Source organism: Legionella cardiaca (assembly GCF_029026145.1).
In the GTDB taxonomy this organism is placed as follows: domain Bacteria; phylum Pseudomonadota; class Gammaproteobacteria; order Legionellales; family Legionellaceae; genus Tatlockia; species Tatlockia cardiaca.
The window spans coordinates 3303926-3323380 of the sequence record NZ_CP119078.1 but is presented as its reverse complement, the minus strand read 5'-3'; the positions used below and the strand labels follow the sequence as shown (position 1 = coordinate 3323380).

Here is a 19455-nt window from a genome sequence, read left to right as displayed (position 1 = left end):
AATTTAGCAATGCTATTTCTTGTTTTTATTATTAATCATCCTTAAAAAGGATAGAAAACAGTGATTATTTTTGCAAATTAAAACACTTTAAGCTGCGATATGAGCTATATTAATTAAAAAAGCTTTCATTAACTGAGGTCGAACTTAAAGCTCAGGGAAGGGGGAGAAAACATGACTGAGTATATCTATAAAGGTTTTAAAGTAACTTATCAAGTTGAGTTGTCGGGTGCAGTACCTAATCTATACAAAGCAGATGGCTATGTAACACGTACCCCATCTAAGAAAAACAATACTCCACCACAGAAATTCCACACGGAGCACCCCACTAAAAAAGGAGCTCAAATCGAAATTAAAAAACTTCTTGAAGATTATATCGATTTTGAATGGCAAGAATTTTATGAAATGCAAAATGAAACTTAAGAATAGTTCATAAAATTACCTATCACTACTTCTTAGCGACGAATAAAAGTAGACAGTACAATAAGACTTATGCCACTGATTAAAAGCCATGTTGCCAAGGGTCTTTTACGGGCCTTTTTTATCACTAAATCGGAATAGTCTTTGATATCCTCGCTTACATGAGAAATTGTGTCCTTCCCTTCCTCATACAAACTATTAGCCAATTTTTTACTCTTACCCAATAATTTATTCGCTTGCTTTTTTAAATGAGAATTTCCTCTAATCCCTATGTCCATTTACCTACTCCCATAAAGCTAAACACAAAAATACTCTTCTTTAATCTAGTATAGCAAATTGGACCTACCGTCTCTGCAGCTCACAACACATGGTAATAAAAACACAAACTATATCTAATTATTTAGAGCTCGCAATTTTATCTCATGCTTGTGATCAACCAATAATAAGTGGTTGGCCGGAACATCTTGCCAATCCGTATTAAAATCAGTAAGTTTTTCGGAGGCAATTAAAACACACTGGTGGATGTGCTCTGAAGGTGCCTCTACTTTATGACCAAAGGTAGTAAAACAACTTCCTACAAAATAATGCAGTGATTCAGGCTTTGCTTTCTTATGTGTCGTGTAACGACTGGCAAATAATCTCTCGCCATCTGTCAAACAAACATTAAAAAAGGAAGCCTCACTGGCTCCAAAATATTTTATCAATTCATTAATTTGTGCAAATGTTTCTTCTAAAACATCAGCAACAACCGTTATTTGACTTAAATCTTTCCCCTTGGCTAATTGTAAGAATAAGGCAAACAAATGTTCAGAATCCGTTTCGCCCTGGATCCAATGATAGATGTCATCATCCAATAAGTGTCGCATATGCCGTTTAACAACAATAAAATCAGCAATGTCGCCATTATGCATTAACATCCAGCGGCCATGAATGAAAGGGTGACAGTTATAATTAGTTACGCCACCTGCCCCCGCTGCACGCACATGAGCAAAAAAACACGGCGATTTAATTTTGGCTGTTAAATGCAATAAATTCCTATCATTCCAGGCGGGAGAAATCGATGTAAATAAAGCTGGGTCGGAACTGATGGAGGGAGAATACCAACCTAAGCCAAACCCATCACCATTGGTTGGAACAACGGATTCACGCGCATGCAAACTTTGCATTACAATAGAATTAACAGGTTTAACCAGGATATCGTCTAACAAGGCCTCGTGTCCGAGGTAGGCAACAAAGCGACACATAGAGAGCTCCACTTTATTTTTAACTATAGCAATAAAAATTCAATCTAACTATTCTATAATTCACCGGCTTGTCATCCCTGAGCGCTTCCCAAACCCGTCATCCTGATTGACTCGCTCAGCCCATCATTCTGAAAATCTCCCCCTAGCTCGTTATCCTGAAAACGGCATAGCCGTTTGAAGGATCTCCTGAATGGATGGCAAAAAAATTGAGAAACCATTTTTTATTTCAAAGAATTAAATAAAAAACTTGGACAGGCAAATATAAACTGGCGATTTTGAGTTTCATTCACCTTATGTCACTAATTACTTGTTATATTCGTAGTTTGCAAATTTAGGAGATCCTTCAAACGGCTATGCCGTTTTCAGGATGACAAGCTGGAGAGACTTGGCTTTTGCCTTCATTGATCTTCTCGAATTTCTTATTCAAAATTATCTAACTATTTACTATCACACCACCATTCGGATGTAATACTTGTCCTGTCATGTAAGAAGAATCTGCAGAGGCAAGAAATACATACGCCGGTGCAATCTCTGACGGCTGCCCCGCCCGCTTCATAGGCGCTTGTGTACCAAACTCTGCTACCTCCTCAGCAGTAAAGCTTGCCGGAATTAAGGGGGTCCATACAGGTCCCGGAGCAACTGCATTGACACGAATACCCTTGGCAATTAGATTTTGTGAAAGAGAGCGAGTCAGAGCAATAATTGCTCCTTTGGTTGCAGAGTAATCAATGAGGTGATCACTTCCCTTATAAGCGGTAACAGAAGTAGTATTAATAATAACACTACCTTTTCTTAAATGAGGTAGTGAGGCTTTAATCATATAGAAATAAGAAAAGAAATTTGTTTTAAAGGTTTCTTCTAGTTGCTCACAACTAATATCTTCAATGGTATCTTGAGGATGCTGTTCAGCAATGTTATTAACTAAAATATCAAGATGCGGACATCGGTCTAAAGCTTTTTTTACCAAGTTCTCACATGCGGCATAAGTCTGTAAATTACCTGCTATCAACCAACATCTTGCTCCCGCATTCTCAATAAATTGTTTAGTTTCTTCGGCATCTTGATGCTCATTTAAATAATGAACAATAACATCAGCTCCTTCCAGGGCGAAAGCACAAGCCACCGCGCGCCCAATCCCACTATCCCCACCAGTAATAAGCGCTGTCTTACCTATCAACTTATTACTTCCTTGGTAATCAGGGTTTATATATTGCGGTTTTGGTAACATATAAGCTTCAATACCAGGTTGTTTGGATTGATGCTGTGGCGGTTGCTGCCTTTTGATAGTCATAATTCCTCCTCACAGAGGAAGTGAGAACCTCCTCTGATTTTCTCTAAAGAGCAAGCAAGAAAAATTTTTTTCCTGTTTTAATGTCTTGCTCGATGAGGAAGAGCACCATAATATTTATGAATTGCAGCTCCCCAAGTTGGGTTAGACATATCCGGCCAATGATCTTTATCAAAGCCAGGAGAGTTCTTTAAGGTTTCTTTATCAACTCCAATAACGAAACATTCTGCTTTATCGTCATAATTGAATATACTCCAGGGCATAGCAAATAATTTGTCGCCCATTCCTAAAAAACCTCCAAAGGACAATACTACATAGGAAACGAAACCTTCATATTTATCCAGCATGAGCGCTTCGATTGTTCCTAAATTATCACCTTGCCGATTTCTAACTTCTACACCGATAACATCTTCGGCATTTACGATTTGACGTGACATTTTAAATCCTCCTTTATAAGTGTTAATTTCCATTAACTGTTCGCCTCAGCAGGATTTGCGGAAACATCTATTTTGTCGCTTATTTTATTGACGCCTTTGACGGATTTAACCACTTCCATAATGGCTTGTTTTTCCTTATTTGAGGCAACTTGACCAGACAAAAAAACTTGCCCATCTTTAGTCTCTACACTGATTGACCAAGAGGGTAAATCTTTGCCCATCAAATCTGCTTGCATTAAAGCTGCTTTAATTTTGGCTGTTAAAAAACTATCTTTTAACGGCTGTTGACTGTCTTTTACAGCCAGCTTATCGACATTGACCTCTCCTACACCTGGCGTTGCTTGTGTCAAATTTATTACTCTTTCATAATCGGTATCGGAATCCAATTGCCCCGCAAGATAAATAATGCCATTGTCTACTGAAATATAGACTTTGTTTTTATAGGCACTTAATGCGGTTCGTACTGATGAGAGTAAAGATTGGTCGCTGACCTGGATACTATCTGGATCAATAGCTTGAGCCGGATCAGTGGAAGGTGTTGCCGTTATTGAATTGACATTGGCGAAAGCACCAAAGGCCAAAGAACTAGATAATAAGATTGTGGCAGCCTTCAGTCGGAATAATCTATCCATAATTAAATCCTCTCATTCCATCGATAGTGAAATAAAATTTTATCGGGCTCTATTTAGAATATTCTCTAAATAGCTTTTAGAGTGAAACCATTCCTGGTTCAAGCAGCAGTATTGGGATAATTAAAATATGAGCTAACGTTAGGTAAATACATTAGCCTCGATTGAGAGGGCCATCGGTAATACTGCTGTTCGAGGTAACACTAAAAGCAATATTCACCAAAACTCACTAATTAATCCCTTTAAATATATGGCCTATCTTTAAGCATAGACGAGCATCTTAAATATGGCAAATTTTCGTACATCTCCATGAAATCAGGGATTAAAAATTTGTTATTTATCAAGTACTGTTTTAATTTACTGAATCTTGTACACTTGTTTTAATGTATCGCGAGAATTTAATTGCTGGAGAATTGATGGAGTGGTTATCAAACTTGAACAGTGATCCCGCCCTTATCTATGTAGTGGCTCGCTCATTTTTGCTTTTTATTGTTAGTATCATTCTTATTCGTTATGGTAATCGCCGCTATAGTCTCAACACGGCCTTTGATTATTTATTATTAGTAATACTTGGCGGTTTAATTAGTCGCGGAATCAATGGATCATCTAGTTTACTAACCACCGTAACTGCATCCATGAGTCTCGTTTTTTTTCATCGTGGCATTGCTATCCTCACCTATCGATTTAAAAAGCTAGAACCGCTGTTCAAGGGTGAGGCCCGTCTAATTATTGAAGAGGGCGAATTCTTAAAGAAAAAATTACAACAATACCACCTCACGGAAAATGATGTATTAGCAGAAATGCGTACGCAATTACATACAACTGATATTAAAAAAATTGCCGCTGCTTATTTGGAAGCTACAGGTCGAATCTCATTTATCTGCCAAAAATGCTAATCGCGATTTCCTAAGCCATACACATTTACCTTATTACCTTGTATTGACAAGTTCCACACGTGTGGTAAGTTTAAAGTGAGTGCACATTTTTTGTTCACTCTTTGCTTCTGGAAAGTTAACTCAAAGGAGGCTAAGTGAAGGGAATACATGACTTTCCAATTATCACCGTATTTAAATTGTATCGTTTCAGATACTTGGAGTCAGATATGGAAGTCTCAAAGGAAACTGTACAAGCAAGTTTTGAGTTAAATCGTATAGCGGGTGAGTTAGTACAAATCAAAATTGCTCTCTTTCAACTGGTTGGTATGTTAGGCGGTAATATGGAAAATAATAACCAGGACGCACCATTGGAAGACCCACCCTTACCCGAACCAAATGAGCCCGATCCCTCAACACGTCCGGAAACTGAACCGATTCAGGAACCTGAAATCGAACCGGAACCATTGCCCGATGTAGAACCTATTAAGAAACCAGAGCCTATACCAGGTCAAGATAATACTCTTAAATTTTAAAGGATAAGCACCATCAAGCTATTGTTATTGATGGTGTTTATTTCTGGTTCTTCTAGACATTACTAATTTTTTTGCTAGCAGCAAAATCAATAAGGCATAAAATGCTACCTTGGCATGGGTAGGAATCTTGGCATATACAAGCTGAATATAGACTAATAAGCAAATTGCTGTAGATAAAAGAATCCAGATTAGATTTTGCGGAGTTTTAGATAACAACCTTTGATACCCTGTTACTATCAAAAGAGCAAAAAAAAGCGCGCCAATAACATCACACACATTATGATAGCCCAGATGTATCAAGCTAAAACCAATGCCAAATAAAATGACGGTAACAAGAATTCTAAACCAAAGAAAATTGATTCTACAGGCTAACCATCCATAAAAAACTGCAGCCATCTGCATATGACCACTGGGAAAGGCGAACCAGTTTTTGGCTACCGATGCTGGTAAGGGGATTTGAAAACTTACCTTTAAAGCCACATTAATCAATATGCTGATTAAAACCAGGTATGCTGCATTGTTAAACATACTGCGATCAAGGCAAATAAGTCCAAATACAATAAATGGAATAATTACTATGCCATCACTAAAAAAGAGAATAAACGAAGCCAAATTATCCACATTGAAATTTAATAATAATTAAAATAACGCGATCATATAAAGAATGACTTTACAATGCAAAGATTAGGCCTGACTAACTATCTATGCACCTTCTTATCATTTTATCTGTGGCGTGAACTCTAATCTAAGCGACATAGTGGCGGCATTTTTCTAAAGCTGAGCTGCTCTGTACGAGCTTTCACGTCCATACGCGGGCATGACGTATTGTTTATTCAAAAACAAATGAAACTTACCTTTAAACATGAAAATAGAGATGAAGATGCGCTTTACAGCATAGACTAATTCATTAGTTTCCATTAGATAAGGGCCTTATTATTGTAATGGTGCAGCAGTATTAGATAAAAGTATTACTTTAATTCATAAAAAGTTTGAAATTAATTGCAAAATAAGTTCGGGCATAACTGCCTACAAATGAGCCAAAAGCATTTTGGCTGTACCCATAAATGACGTTGACGCGCAAATTATTTGTTAGGGCTCCGGTTATATTCAGATCATATGAAAATGTAGGCGCTTTCTGTTCCTCATCAAACGGCGTGGGTAATATTGCTTGACGGCCTATTCCACCTTCGGTGTAAACAGCCCAGGTTGCAGATATTCGTCTCTTAAGAATAAGATTTATGGATTTTTCTTCCAATTTAGCAGGACTAAAATAATTCCCATTGCTATAGAGCGAATTACGATAATTGCGGTAACGAAATTCAGTGAACAAAGCCAGTTGACGCATCAATAAATAATTCACTGCTATCGATTCGCCATCACGTCTATTTTCATCCGTAAATTCATTATGAAATAATGAAAAACGAGAATAAACCCGTGAAATCGGATGAATAATTAAGGTGCCCTCACTGGTATTAAACTGTATTTTATTCTGTAAGGCAGGAATTGCTTCCACTACCTCCTGGCTATTGTAAGCAGCGAATGACCAGTAATCATTGGGATGAAAGAAAAATCCTGTCCGCCATAAGAAAGGATGCCAGGCATCCTCTGGGGTAGGGCTATAATGTAAATCGGCTGTAGCAGCAGTAAAATCCAAGTCCAAGTGATCGCCCAAATTTATCAATGTTTGGCGTAGAGACACGGTATCCATCATGACCGAATTCTGCGGATCTAAATAAAAATTTTGTCCAGCTGTTAGGGTTGTATTTGAATTGATGCCAAATGTTCGATAACTGTAATCCGCTGATTGCCGAATAATTCTAAAATTATCAGTGTCTTTTACCGTGTAATAATTAGTTCCCATAGAGCTCGTTGATGTATCCTGTAATAAAAGCCAATTAATTTCTCTTATCTGTCGTTGTAAAAAATTATCAGGGGGTACTTTTTGCAATGTTAGTGCATTAGCGAGCCAAATAGCCTTGGCTTTATAAGCTAGCCCGGAATAGAGCGCTGCTCGAGTAGCAGCCATCACACTCATGGGATAATTAAATAAATGTTGGTTACCTACCAGCAAAAATGCTTTATAAGGATAATCAATATTTGTAAGTGCTATAACAAGTCCAGTAGTGACTATTTCCTGATCATCCCTGTTTAATGGCAGAAATTTAAGCTGTTGATACGCATCCAAGGCTTTATTGTATTCTTCAAGCCACAGTGCTGTTTTACCAATACCAAATAAAGCAGCTTTTTTCTCTTCTTCATTCGCGGCTCGCATGTAAGCTGCTTGGTAATAATCCAGAGAGTTGCGGGGATCCTCAAGCAAAAATAAGGTATCTCCGACTGATAGATAATAAAGATAAGTAGTTTTATTTGGATAGTTAGTCAAAAGAATGAAGGCTTTTTTGGGGTCCTCTTTTTTTAATGCCGAGCGAATATTATCCATGAGAGTATCAGCAGGTTTGGCAATTTTTCCAGCCGAACGCGTTTTACTAAAAAACTTTGCCGTTAATTTGCTGATTTGTTGTTTATCGTCTGGTGTTAATGACAACGCTTGTAACTGACGCAACGTTTCCTTTGCAGCCTTTTGTTCTGCTAACCAATACTGCATCTTAAGGATATTTAATAGGGCTGCTTTTTTTTGCTCTTGCAACTCACTTAAACTGAGCGCCTGCTGGAAATGAGAGAGAGCTTCCTTCGGCCTTTCCATTATTGCCAAGCTTTGGCCCGCAATCATTTGTAAGCGGAAGCTCCTCGTATTTTTTCCTAGTTCATCTTCAATTAAAGCATAAGCCTCTACCCCTTTTTCTTTTTCTAACAGTGTAATTGCGCGCTGCAATTTTTCGCCTAAGATAATCTCCTCTCCTTTAGCCAAACTTATTTCATTTGCGATACCAGGTATACTGCTACCCATTCCTGATGCAGCTACCAACTCATTAATCTGCTCTTTATCTTGTTGCGAAAGAGGTAATTCCTTTAATTGACTGAGCGTTTGCTGAGCAGTGCTATCTTCTCCCAACCAATATTGCATTTTAACGATTCCCATAAGAGCAGTCTTCTTTTGGTCGGTGGAATCGCTCAAAGTAAGTGCTTGCTGATAATGAGAGAGAGCTTGTTTAGGATTTTCCATCATGGCTAAACTTTGAGCTGCAACAATCTGTAGACGAAAACTCTTATTATTCGTCGCTAATTCATCTTGAATTAACGCATAGGCCTCCGCACCTTTTTCTTGTTCTACAAGAATAATGGCTTGTTGTAACTTTTCTCCAAATAGAATTTCTTGAGCTCTTTTTAAACCTTCTTCAGCAATAACCTGATCTTCCTGAGAGAGTTTCATTTTCAAAAGTGTCTGATAATTTATGGCTGCTTTTTGAGCATAGCTTAATCTTAGCTGGACTCGCGCGAGTCGAAATAACGCAATACGGAGCATGACCTCATTGTTATTTAATTTGGCATTATCATAAGCGGCCTCATAGTAAAAAAGAGCCATCATTGGATTTTCCAACGTGATATAGGTATCCCCTAACGTGATATCTACCTCTGGATTTTTATCGCTGACTCTCAATTCTACCATTAGCGTAATTGCTTCCTGGTATCGTTGCTGTTCAATCAATTTTTTTGCAGCAGACAAATCAGAATTGGTGATTTCATTCGCAGCCCAAACAGAAAATGTATTGCCTGACAGAAACACCAAAATTAAAAGAAGGGCAATGTGAACTGGTCGCGTCATTTGGTTCCCCATGTTTTTTGCTGCCGCGCTAGTTCCGAGACATAGCCATGGATAACTGCAGGATTCATTAAAAATTGATAAAACAAAATATAAAAAATAAAGCCAAGCAGATTTTTTCTAACTTTTAAACCACTTAGCTTAAATAAATCCCTTTGACCTATAAAAAAGATAATATTATTAAAAAATGCCAAGGGAATCACAGCCAATGTCATGGGGCCGGCAATGTAATAATACCCAAACAAGGCAGCTATAAGCCCCGGCATAAAAACGAAAAAGAAAACGGTATCAAACAGAATAAAGAACAAATTCCAATAAATATAAAATGTCGACAATCGCCAACGCCTTAAAATTCGAGGGTAGTGAACAAATGCTTCCACTAATCCTCGCGCCCAACGACTTCGTTGATGAAAAAATTGGCGATAACTCACAGGCGCACTGGTAAAAGAAATTGCTTTCTCTGCAAAATCAATACGATAACCTTTATTTAGTAATGCCCAAGTTAAAACAATATCCTCACCCACTAGATTAGGCCATCCACCAACTGCTTTTAAAGCTTTCTTTTGATATATTGAAAATGCGCCCTGAGCAACTAAAGTTCCCTGAAAAAGGCTTTGAGAACGTTTAATGACAGCGATAGCATGAAAATAATCCCATTCTTGAATTTTGGTCATTAAACTCTGACGGGAATTTTTTACATAAACAGAGCCAGCACAGGCAATGGTGCCTTCAGGTCCAATAAACAATTTATCAACAAGTTCTTGAATTGCATTCGGTAATAAATACGTGTCAGCATCCAACGTAATTACCCAATCAAATCGAGCGAGCGCCAAACCTGCATTTAAAGCATTTGCCTTGCCACCATGCGGTGCCTGGATAATCGATAGATCATCAATTTTGACAGCCTTTGCGTTTCTAAGTGTATTATCGGTAGATCCGTCATCAATTAAAATTGTCTCAATTGTGTTAGGATATTGTTGTTGATTAATTGCGGCCAAAGTGAATGCTATTGATTCTTCCTCGTTATAAGCAGCTATCAAGATAGTAATAGGTGGATAATAATCATTGCTAATATTTCTTTCACGTTTATCAAGTAGGTAACTTGCCAGAAGAAACATATACATAAAACCAGGAATAAGCGCTATTGAAAATACAATAAGTAATGCTGGAAAAAGAGTAATGTATTCTGCTAAATCAAAAATCCAACGCAATGAAAGCCAGAAACAAAACACTAACCAGGAACTTGCAATAATAAGACAGATTGAAAATTTAATTTTTACTGGTACATACATATCTTTGTTAGACTCTCTGTATCAGGCTTATCAAACTAGTATGCGGGTGCGCCTCACAATTTGCTCTAAACACTGCAAATGATGTACCGCACATCCTTGTTTTCGCGAAACAAACCAAGCTTCATATTGGATTGAAGATAATTCTATGTACAATCACTTTTTAAATTGGCAAATTTTATTAGCCTTAAATTTTTTAACCGATCTGTCAAGGCTTTATTTGATAAAAGATTTAATAATACAACCGTTTTTAATGCCAAAAATGCTACGCTAGTTAGGGAATAAAAAAGATAAGGACATTGATTCTTTCCCAACCGATGTCTATTGCCTACCTCGTTTAAAGATGAACATAAAGCAATTTTTTGGTGTAAATAAATACAATTCTATAAGCTCCAGTTTTTTCAAGAATTCATACAGAAACCCACAACTTTATCCACAGATTTTGTGGATAATACAACCCAACCATTTTATTTAAATTTTACTTATTTATCAGGAACTTACAGATTTTCTTGCCTCATTATTTAGCAAATATTCAACTTAGAAGAAAAATTATCCACAGGTCCTTATTCTTTATTTAAATGAGTCCGGCGCTCATTCATTGTCTCAATGCTATTAATAACTGATTGCTGACAAATTTCATGCATAATAGGAATTTCTGCCAGCGGCATGCCTGAGTTAATTGCATAAGCAATAAAAAGACTGTCTTGCCATATTTTTTCATTTTTACGCATTTTTGATTTAATCCATAATGCAATCCATAAAAAATGAAATAACCACTTATCACGCTGTTTTTCTAACTCATGAGCGAAAATGTCGGCTATAGCTTCCTCTGTTGAACAGACTTTTACGCCGTCAATAATTGTACAATAGCGATTAACTAATTTATCAATATGCGAATTTTCTATGTACCAAGACTCTGTAAATCGCTTATTTTTTGGCCAATTTTTGGAGCGTTTCAGGGATAGTTGCATAGCCTCTGGAGTAAATGGCGTAATCTGTACGCTAAGTTGCTCAATTAAATAAGGAATATCCATAGAGTGGGGCAGGAAATGTAACCCAAGAAGTTCTTGAATCTCTAATAAATGTAAATCAGGCATTTCCCCTTTTTTAATCATTAAAGCTAAAAAATGCCCGGTCATCATTAATAAATAGGAGGTATCTACATCGCGTAACGTTACACTGTCATCAAAAGCTTCACTGTAATATTTTGGTACTTCGTTCGCAGGAATCGATGGCGTGATCCAGGCATCCTTAATGCCGAATTTATATTTAAATAACAAACCGCATAAATAATTCTTCCGCTGTAATTTTGCGTGGATAAAGATACCTTGAGCACCGCTCCCATCTACTTCACTTGCCTTAATATGTATTGAAGGCGTTGATGTTTCTGAACTGAACACAACTCCTTTCATACGTTGAATTTTAATCCAGCGCTCGAACTGCTCATGATAAGATTCGGGATACCAGTTTTTAATGGCTTGCAAACGAGAAAGGGAAATTGGACTTAAGGTGATAGTTTTTATGAGCTGTTCAAAAGTTGCAACAACAACTTCACGCACCTCTTTTTTTGGATGCAAGAGTGTCAACAATCCAATCTCTTGTCCCTCTTCAATACTATACAAGTCGATAATTAAATCAGCGAAGAAATCTGAAGGCATGGCATAACTTTGTGCGAAAAAATTTTCTGCAATATCAAACACGGAGAGATCAGATAATTCCTCTATCATGTCACGGATGGCATGTAAATGATCTATCTCTTCTTCAGGAGATAATTCTTCCTCTTGACCTGCCAAATTAAGATATGCCTCTTTTAATTCAGGAGTTAATTCAACATGAACTTCATAAAAAGCATTTAAAATAGGAAGCCAAAAACTTAAGGAATGCTTGCCGTTATTAATCGCCTTAGCAATCGTGAACATCAATTGGTCGAGCGTTTTCATTGCCGTTTTGTTGCCGCTTTCTTCTGCGGCCTGTAATTGCGCAACACAAATATCCAGAGCAAAAACACAAGCAGAGTAATAAGCGTGTTGAGCCTCTACTTCATTATCTTCCAAGCTATCCAAAAGACTAATAAGGAGTAAGGCTAAGTCAGGTTCCTGAAGAAATGGCGCATAATGCAGGGGATCGGGCTCTGCATTTTTCATAATCAAAACCGCCATATCCACTATCCATTTTTTTAAATCTTCAAGGTCAGCAGTCATGCTTGTTCGGGCACCATTCTTGGTTTTCCTTGATCATCAATAGCCACAAAAATAAATGTACCTTCAGTTACCTTATATTTGCCACCAATGGTTGCAGGCTCTGCCCAAACTTCAACGGCAATAGTCATTGACGTAGTACCCCGTTTAATTAATTCAACGTGACAACTTATAATATCACCAACGTGAACAGGTTTGAGGAAGGTCATGCTATGAATAGCCACAGTTGCCGCACGGCCACGAGATATTTTTTTCGCCAGAACACCTGCCGCCAAATCCATTTGTGAAACTAGCCAGCCACCAAAAATATCACCATTGGCGTTCGTATCGGCTGGCATTGCTAAAGTTTGGATTGTGATTTCTCCGCGAGGGTTTGTCATTATTAAGAACCACGTTTTAATTTAGCTAAAGCATCGGCCATTGCTGTGTTAAAAACCGTTTTCTTCGTAGCATCCTGTTTCTTCTTTACTTCAGGTTTCGCCTCTTGTTTCTTTGAAGCTGAAATTTTCTTCGGCTGTGCTTGCGGCTTCCCTACTTTCTTGTGCACAACAGCCCCTTTTTCTTCGCCTAATTTCATACTTAAACCAATACGGCGACGTTCCTTATCTACTTCAACAACTTTTACCGTAATAATATCACCTGCTTTAACAACAGCATGGGGATCATTAATAAAACGATCTTTCATTGCAGAAATATGGACTAAACCATCTTGATGAACACCAATATCCACAAAAGCACCAAAATTGGTTACGTTAGAAACTACTCCCTCCAGAATCATTCCTTCTTCTAGATGACTAATATCTTCAATGCCTTCTTTGAAATTTGCTGTTTTAAATTCGGGACGTGGATCGCGACCTGGTTTTTCTAATTCTCGTAAAACATCCCGGATAGTGGGTAAACCATAATTTTCATCAATGTAACGCTCAGCATTAACGCTTTGTAATACCTCACGATTACCAATCGCCTTACGGATATCAATACTTTGGTCAACCAAAATCTTCTCAACTAACGCATAAGCTTCAGGGTGTACGCAAGAGGCATCTAATGGATTATTACCATTCATAATACGTAAGAATCCTGCTGCTTGTTGGAAAGATTTTTCTCCCATCCGAACAACATTTTTAAGTTGCTCACGATTTTGAAAGGCACCATGCTCATCACGATATTGCACTACATTTTTAGCTAAGGTCTCATTGAGTCCTGAAACACGCATTAATAAGGCTGCTGAAGCTGTATTAACATCTACCCCAACAGCGTTCACACAATCTTCCACAACACCATCTAGTGAACGCGCCAATCGTGTTTGATTAACATCGTGCTGATATTGGCCAACACCGATTGATTTCGGTTCAATTTTTACAAGCTCAGCCAAGGGATCCTGTACCCTTCTCGCAATCGAAACGGCGCCTCTTAATGAAACATCCAAATCAGGAAACTCATTGGCAGCCAGCTCAGATGCCGAATAAACAGAAGCCCCTGCTTCATTGACTACGATCTTCGTTAATTTCAGATCTGGATACATTTTCATCATATCAGCAACTAAACGCTCCGTATCACGCGAGCCAGTCCCATTGCCAATACTAATTAAATCAACATTATATTTTGCAGCTAGCTTGGCTAATTCAGCGATTGCTTGATGCCATTCATTTTGTGGTGCAAATGGAAAAATAGTGGTGTAATCCAGCAATTTACCAGTGGCATCAACTGCAACAACTTTCACCCCTGTACGAATACCAGGATCAAGCCCTATGGTTACCCGCTGTCCAGCTGGAGCTGCCAATAGTAAATCGCGCAAATTTCTGGCGAAAACATTAATCGCCTCTTCATCAGCAATTTCGCGCAAACGTGTTAGCAATTCTAATTCAAGCTTGGTAAATAATTTGACCTTCCATGTCATACGTACTACATCAAGCAACCAGGCATCGGCGGCACGTTGTTTATCAGAAATCTTAAAATAAGAAGCGATGCGATTTTCACCATACTCAGCAGCGTCGGGCAAAACTAAACTGAGCTGTAATATACTTTCACGTCGTCCACGGAATAATGCCAAGGCACGATGTGAAGGAATCTTTTTAATCGGTTCAGCATAATCAAAATAATCTGAAAATTTACTGCCTGCAGCTTTTTTGTCATTAGCTACCACAGATTTCAATACGGCATGCTGCCATAAATATTCCCGTAGTTCGCTGATTAACTCAGCATCCTCGGCAAATTTCTCCATAAGAATTTGGCAAGCGCCCTCGAGAGCGGCTTTACCATCTTCAACACCTGCTTCCGCATTAATAAATTGTACTGCATGCACTTCTGGTACTAATGAAGGATCTTGCCACAATGCCAAAGCCAAAGGCTCCAAACCAGCTTCCTTGGCCAATTGTGCTTTTGTTCGACGCTTTGGTCTATAAGGTAAATATAAATCTTCAAGACGGGTTTTAGTATCCGCAGCAAGAATTGCCTTTTCAAGCTCAGGCGTTAATTTTTCCTGCTCACGAATTGATTCCAGAACCACTAAACGGCGCTCATTCAATTCACGAATATACAATAACCGTTCAGCTAATTGTCGTAGTTGTGTATCGTCAAGACCATCAGTTGCTTCTTTACGGTAGCGCGCGATAAACGGCACAGTTGCTCCGTCATCCAGCAAACGAATTGCAGCCTCAACTTGCGAAACTTTGACCTTAAGCTCCTCCGCAATAATGGTCGCTGCCGTCAATATCTCTTGAGTCATTCACGTCCCCGAAAACATGTAAAAAAAACGCAACCATTATATACTGATTGCTCTTCATTTTGCGAACTTTTAGGTGGTTTTAAATTGTTTTAATTTGCTACAATACTCGAACATAGCGCAATTTTTAAAAATCGCCATGAGTGCTTTTGTATTCCAAGAAACATGATTAGCATTCGATGAGCCAAACATTATTGGTCGCTTCATGCAAACCCCGTTCGTGTAGATGATCACTATTTGGTATTCTATGCGTCTCTTCCTTTAAACATTGCACTTTTTGACAATTTTTATAAAGTGTCTTTACTTCGTCACTGCTGACACTAAAAGGAGGTCCCTGCATTTGGCTTGGATCATAGCTCATTGTTTTTAAAAGTATTTTTCCATTTTTCTTTAGCCATTGAAGACAAGTGTTTACATAGTTTTGACGCAATATGTTCGGCAAGGCAATTAGCGAAGCCCTATCATAAATAGCATCAACTGTAGCTATGGAAAACTGATTCAGGTGAAAAATATCAGCAACCGAAATGGAGAGCGAATCCGTGACATAGCAAATGGTCTGTCCGGTTACCTTTCTGGTCATTTCTAACCTGTTCTCCCTGGCAAATTCCTGCACAGCCACTTCGCTTAATTCGATACCTATAACACGGAAACCTTGTTCAATCAGCCAGAGCATATCCAGACTCTTACCGCACAAGGGCACAAGTACGGTCGCCCCCAAGGGTATTTCCAAGGAGGGCCAATAGTCTATTAAATCCTGGTTAACAGCGTGTTGATGAAAGGGAATTCTTCCTTCCTGCCAAATATTTAACCAAAATTGTTTGCCGCTATTCACTCCACGGTTACCGATTTCGCCAAATTTCGTGGTTGATCGACATCCGTACCTTTGGCAACGGCAACATGATATGCAAGCAACTGCAAAGGAATTGTGTAAATAATAGGAGCAACCCACTGACCACAAGAAGGAACGCGAATTAGACGAGCCCCATCAGGTTCCCAGGCTTGCGAATCATCAACAAACACTATCAGTTGTCCACCACGAGCACTTACTTCATGTAAATTTGATTTTAATTTATCTAACAATTCATCGTTTGGCGCGACAGCAACGACAGGCATATCTTTATCAACCAAAGCAAGCGGACCATGCTTTAACTCACCAGCTGGATAAGCTTCCGCATGAATATACGAAATTTCCTTTAATTTTAATGCACCTTCTAAAGCCACCGGGTATTGCACACCGCGTCCTAAGAACAAGGTATGCGCCTTGTTTACAAATAAAGAAGCCAACGCTTTTACTTCAGGATTTATTTTTAAAGCGCGCTCACAACTTGCTGGTAATTCCTGTAGTTCCGCCAATACACGTAAAGCACGTTCATCTTTACAAAGTGCCGCAGCCAACATTAAGAAAGCGGCTAATTGCGTAGTAAAGGCCTTGGTAGAAGCAACACCAATTTCAACACCCGCTCGTGTTAAGAAAACACAATCTGCTTCACGAACTAACGTGCTTGTAGCCACATTACAAATTGCCAAACTCGCCAAATAATTCAATGATTTTGACTTGTAAAGCGCGGCCAGAGTATCTGCTGTTTCTCCAGACTGAGAGACAGTAATAAATAACGTATTATCACCAACGACAACATCTCGATAACGATATTCGCTGGCAATTTCCACCTGAGTAGGTAAGCCGGTGAGGGACTCTAACCAATAGCGAGCAATCAAACCGGCATGATAACTAGTACCACATGCGACAACATGAATTTGCTTTACCTGCGCAAAAATAGACGCCGCTCGCTCACCAAAACTTGCTCTTAATACTTCTTTGCTGGTAATACGTCCTTCTAGTGTATCCGCCAATACTTTGGTTTGTTCATAAATTTCCTTCAACATAAAATGGCGATAGGGACCTTTACTAACCGCTTCATTGTTACCATTGAGTACATGCTCTTGGCGTTCAACTGCTTCCCCCGCAGCATTAAATATCGAAACCTTCTTGGCAGTCAGGTGAGCATTGTCCCCTTCCTCAAGGTAAATAACTGATTGAGCAAAGGAACGTAAAGCTAAGGCATCTGAAGCTATAAATTGCTCATCAATACCAAGACCTATTACTAAAGGACTGCCTTTGCGTATCGCTACTAATTCTTCAGGGCGTTTTTGATGAATTACTCCTAAAGCAAAAGCGCCATGCATGTCTTGAGCAGCCTCTCTGACCGCACGCAATAAATCTTCATGTTGCTGATAATAAAAATGAATAAGATGAGCAGCAACTTCTGTATCCGTTTCAGAGGTAAATTTATAACCATCCTGGCGTAATTTTTCACGTAAAACATCATGATTTTCAATAATACCATTGTGTACAATAGCAATTTCATCATGAGACATGTGGGGATGCGCATTTTCCTCGCATGGCCTGCCGTGAGTTGCCCAACGCGTATGCGCAATACCTACATTTCCCGTAATTCCAGTTTCTTGCATAGCCTCAGCCAAGCCTTGAACTTTTCCTTGAATGCGCACACGCTTTAAATGATTAGCATCATCAATTAAAGCAATGCCAGCTGAATCATAACCACGATACTCGAGACGTCTTAATCCTTCCAATAGAACTTTGCTAATATCACGTTGTGATGTTGCACCCATGATCCCACACATTTTAGAACTCCTTACCTCATCGAGCTCACCCTATTTTAACTGTAGAGTACAGAGTGATGTCTTTGCAAAATTGCCAAAGTATGCCACATTTAGCGCCAAAATCTAAATATTTGCTGGTGATTGGCATGTGACTTCATAGCCGTGCTCTTTCATTACCTCGCAAATTTCGTAGGCTAAATAGTGATGTGCCCGAGTACTAGGATGGATTTCATCCCAAAATAAGTAATTTTCGGGGGTATCGCATACGTGATAATTTTTTTCCTTAAGGCCAAATTGTCTATCGTGATATTGCAAGAGTTGCGCGTACTGTAATACATAATTTCTAGCAAATGGCGAATTTGCTAAAGCGTTAATCATGGGAAATTTTACATCAATACAAGCATCGGTAACATTAGAAAAGCCATATTTTTGCGGATTAACCAATGCTTTTTGTAAAAATTGCTCCATATCGATATAAAGGAAATCAACTTCAGGAGAGGCTTTTTGCCATTCTGCAATTCGTTTTTGTAACCGTTCATTATGCTGCTGCAGCGCAGCTGTTAAGACTGGCTTGTCTGTCGTATGCACAAATTTAGGTGTTGCACCAATGTTTGGTAACCCCATGATTACAACTCGACGTGCCCCGGCACTTGTCAATTTGCGCACTCCTGCTGCCAAACCATCCAGAACATTATCAATATATATACTCATCACAGCCGGATTATAATTATCCTCAAAGAATAAGACATTCAGATAATCATTAGCCCCAGTGAATACAAAATATACTGTCTTATCGTTAAGCGTACCATTCATCATCAAATAAGCTTGAACAGTCAAACCCAAACTAGGAGGTATCAACTTACCCACGATCAAGGTTTTTAATGTGCCCAATGGATGACGAATTAGGTTCCAGGTTGTGACCTGATAATCATAGGTCACAGCCCAACTGCCACCAAAAGCCTGATTGTCATAATAGTTTAAATCTTCGCGATCGACACCTACCATCGTTGCCAAATATTCATTCCATACGCGTCCATTAGAGAAATGATTTTGCCAGTATGGATCACCCGGAAGAATAGGGACCTTACGTACTTTACTGACTAAATTAGCCAAGAAAGGACCAAATTCAGTGTCAAAGAAATTAGTTACTATTTCAACGCCCGCATCCAAAACCATTTGCGGAACATAGTAGTCATTAGCAAACTCTTCCATCCTATTGATTACAAAAATTTTTAATGGCTTTACCAGATAAGCAGGGCTTTCATCCTGTCGAAGGCTTTTTAAAAGATGGGTGGTATTACCATTATCAGATAAGCTGTCGCCAAAAATAACCATTGATTTTACTGGCTTGGCTGCAAAAAGACTGAGCGGAGCGCAAATAACCACCAGACACAGCCAATAGCACATCCTCGTGCAATATGATGACATAAAATCTCTCCTTAGATTTTTATAATTCCATTTAGAGTCTGCTGCTTGCTTT

17 protein-coding genes are annotated in these 19455 nt (G+C 38.7%); 3 read left to right on the top strand and 14 right to left on the bottom strand.

The features are described from left to right. Window positions 1-171 precede the first annotated feature (171 nt). The gene (locus PXX05_RS14470; RefSeq protein WP_275088897.1) at window positions 172-420 is read left to right on the top strand and encodes a hypothetical protein; all 249 of its coding nucleotides are present in this window, start codon (window positions 172-174) and stop codon (window positions 418-420) included. A gap of 32 nt (window positions 421-452) precedes the next feature. On the opposite strand, the gene PXX05_RS14465 is transcribed toward PXX05_RS14470, so the two are convergent. The 5 genes from PXX05_RS14465 to PXX05_RS14445 all read right to left on the bottom strand — a co-directional run bounded on the left by PXX05_RS14465 (window position 453) and on the right by PXX05_RS14445 (window position 4018). Next, complete coding sequence (locus PXX05_RS14465) at window positions 453-695, bottom strand: hypothetical protein (RefSeq protein WP_275088896.1); 243 nt, start codon at window positions 693-695, stop codon at window positions 453-455. Window positions 696-809: 114 nt separating this feature from the next. After that, window positions 810-1661, bottom strand: a complete 852-nt coding sequence (locus tag PXX05_RS14460; RefSeq protein ID WP_275088895.1) for a class II glutamine amidotransferase — start codon at window positions 1659-1661, stop codon at window positions 810-812. Between the two features lie 433 nt (window positions 1662-2094). After that, window positions 2095-2952, bottom strand: coding sequence for an SDR family oxidoreductase (locus tag PXX05_RS14455; protein ID WP_275088894.1), 858 nt, complete (start codon window positions 2950-2952; stop codon window positions 2095-2097). Window positions 2953-3029: 77 nt separating this feature from the next. Then, entirely contained in the window at window positions 3030-3386 is a 357-nt protein-coding gene (locus tag PXX05_RS14450; protein ID WP_275088893.1) for a PRC-barrel domain-containing protein, read from the bottom strand. Between the two features lie 32 nt (window positions 3387-3418). Then, window positions 3419-4018, bottom strand: coding sequence for a BON domain-containing protein (locus tag PXX05_RS14445; protein WP_275088892.1), 600 nt, complete (start codon window positions 4016-4018; stop codon window positions 3419-3421). A gap of 380 nt (window positions 4019-4398) precedes the next feature. Here PXX05_RS14445 and PXX05_RS14440 point away from each other — a divergent pair, with 380 nt between their 5' ends. Both PXX05_RS14440 and PXX05_RS14435 read left to right on the top strand, forming a co-directional pair. After that, on the top strand, window positions 4399-4911 hold the full coding sequence (locus tag PXX05_RS14440) for a YetF domain-containing protein (RefSeq protein ID WP_275088891.1): 513 nt from the start codon (window positions 4399-4401) through the stop codon (window positions 4909-4911). 206 nt (window positions 4912-5117) lie between these two features. Next, window positions 5118-5423, top strand: coding sequence for a hypothetical protein (locus PXX05_RS14435; RefSeq protein ID WP_275088890.1), 306 nt, complete (start codon window positions 5118-5120; stop codon window positions 5421-5423). Window positions 5424-5447: 24 nt separating this feature from the next. Here the strand turns inward: PXX05_RS14435 and PXX05_RS14430 are convergent, their stop codons facing one another. The 9 genes from PXX05_RS14430 to plaC form a co-directional block, all read right to left on the bottom strand. Continuing rightward, window positions 5448-6044 (bottom strand): phosphatase PAP2 family protein, encoded by a 597-nt coding sequence (locus PXX05_RS14430; protein ID WP_275088889.1) that lies wholly within the window; start codon window positions 6042-6044, stop codon window positions 5448-5450. Window positions 6045-6396: 352 nt separating this feature from the next. Then, window positions 6397-9147: a tetratricopeptide repeat protein gene (locus PXX05_RS14425; protein WP_275088888.1), complete on the bottom strand. Its 2751-nt coding sequence runs from the start codon at window positions 9145-9147 to the stop codon at window positions 6397-6399. After that, complete coding sequence (locus tag PXX05_RS14420) at window positions 9144-10436, bottom strand: glycosyltransferase family 2 protein (RefSeq protein ID WP_275088887.1); 1293 nt, start codon at window positions 10434-10436, stop codon at window positions 9144-9146. Before PXX05_RS14420 ends, PXX05_RS14425 begins: the two co-directional genes overlap by 4 nt. Before the next feature lie 560 nt (window positions 10437-10996). Then, the gene (locus tag PXX05_RS14415) at window positions 10997-12634 is read right to left on the bottom strand and encodes a hypothetical protein (RefSeq protein ID WP_275088886.1); all 1638 of its coding nucleotides are present in this window, start codon (window positions 12632-12634) and stop codon (window positions 10997-10999) included. Continuing rightward, on the bottom strand, window positions 12631-13011 hold the full coding sequence (gene yciA / locus PXX05_RS14410; RefSeq protein WP_275088885.1) for an acyl-CoA thioester hydrolase YciA: 381 nt from the start codon (window positions 13009-13011) through the stop codon (window positions 12631-12633). The genes PXX05_RS14415 and yciA overlap by 4 nt, the downstream gene beginning before the upstream one ends. Before the next feature lie 2 nt (window positions 13012-13013). Beyond that, window positions 13014-15356, bottom strand: a complete 2343-nt coding sequence (locus PXX05_RS14405; RefSeq protein ID WP_275088884.1) for a Tex family protein — start codon at window positions 15354-15356, stop codon at window positions 13014-13016. A gap of 166 nt (window positions 15357-15522) precedes the next feature. Next, window positions 15523-16185: a thiopurine S-methyltransferase gene (locus PXX05_RS14400; protein WP_275088883.1), complete on the bottom strand. Its 663-nt coding sequence runs from the start codon at window positions 16183-16185 to the stop codon at window positions 15523-15525. Beyond that, window positions 16182-17996 (bottom strand): glutamine--fructose-6-phosphate transaminase (isomerizing), encoded by a 1815-nt coding sequence (gene glmS / locus PXX05_RS14395; protein WP_275088882.1) that lies wholly within the window; start codon window positions 17994-17996, stop codon window positions 16182-16184. The genes PXX05_RS14400 and glmS overlap by 4 nt, the downstream gene beginning before the upstream one ends. Before the next feature lie 102 nt (window positions 17997-18098). After that, complete coding sequence (gene plaC, locus PXX05_RS14390) at window positions 18099-19403, bottom strand: lysophospholipase/glycerophospholipid:cholesterol acyltransferase PlaC (RefSeq protein WP_275088881.1); 1305 nt, start codon at window positions 19401-19403, stop codon at window positions 18099-18101. Window positions 19404-19455: the final 52 nt, after the last annotated feature.

Excerpts from the sequence above, each read along its gene's own strand:
- PXX05_RS14470 (WP_275088897.1), top strand. The coding sequence starts at position 172 with ATGACTGAGTATATCTATAAAGGTTTTAAAGTAACTTATCAAGTTGAG.
- PXX05_RS14465 (WP_275088896.1), bottom strand. The coding sequence starts at position 695 with ATGGACATAGGGATTAGAGGAAATTCTCATTTAAAAAAGCAAGCGAAT.
- PXX05_RS14460 (WP_275088895.1), bottom strand. The coding sequence starts at position 1,661 with ATGTGTCGCTTTGTTGCCTACCTCGGACACGAGGCCTTGTTAGACGAT.
- PXX05_RS14455 (WP_275088894.1), bottom strand. The coding sequence starts at position 2,952 with ATGACTATCAAAAGGCAGCAACCGCCACAGCATCAATCCAAACAACCT.
- PXX05_RS14450 (WP_275088893.1), bottom strand. The coding sequence starts at position 3,386 with ATGTCACGTCAAATCGTAAATGCCGAAGATGTTATCGGTGTAGAAGTT.
- PXX05_RS14445 (WP_275088892.1), bottom strand. The coding sequence starts at position 4,018 with ATGGATAGATTATTCCGACTGAAGGCTGCCACAATCTTATTATCTAGT.
- PXX05_RS14440 (WP_275088891.1), top strand. The coding sequence starts at position 4,399 with ATGTATCGCGAGAATTTAATTGCTGGAGAATTGATGGAGTGGTTATCA.
- PXX05_RS14435 (WP_275088890.1), top strand. The coding sequence starts at position 5,118 with ATGGAAGTCTCAAAGGAAACTGTACAAGCAAGTTTTGAGTTAAATCGT.
- PXX05_RS14425 (WP_275088888.1), bottom strand. The coding sequence starts at position 9,147 with ATGACGCGACCAGTTCACATTGCCCTTCTTTTAATTTTGGTGTTTCTG.
- PXX05_RS14420 (WP_275088887.1), bottom strand. The coding sequence starts at position 10,436 with ATGTATGTACCAGTAAAAATTAAATTTTCAATCTGTCTTATTATTGCA.
- PXX05_RS14415 (WP_275088886.1), bottom strand. The coding sequence starts at position 12,634 with ATGACTGCTGACCTTGAAGATTTAAAAAAATGGATAGTGGATATGGCG.
- yciA (WP_275088885.1), bottom strand. The coding sequence starts at position 13,011 with ATGACAAACCCTCGCGGAGAAATCACAATCCAAACTTTAGCAATGCCA.
- PXX05_RS14405 (WP_275088884.1), bottom strand. The coding sequence starts at position 15,356 with ATGACTCAAGAGATATTGACGGCAGCGACCATTATTGCGGAGGAGCTT.
- glmS (WP_275088882.1), bottom strand. The coding sequence starts at position 17,996 with ATGTGTGGGATCATGGGTGCAACATCACAACGTGATATTAGCAAAGTT.
- plaC (WP_275088881.1), bottom strand. The coding sequence starts at position 19,403 with ATGTCATCATATTGCACGAGGATGTGCTATTGGCTGTGTCTGGTGGTT.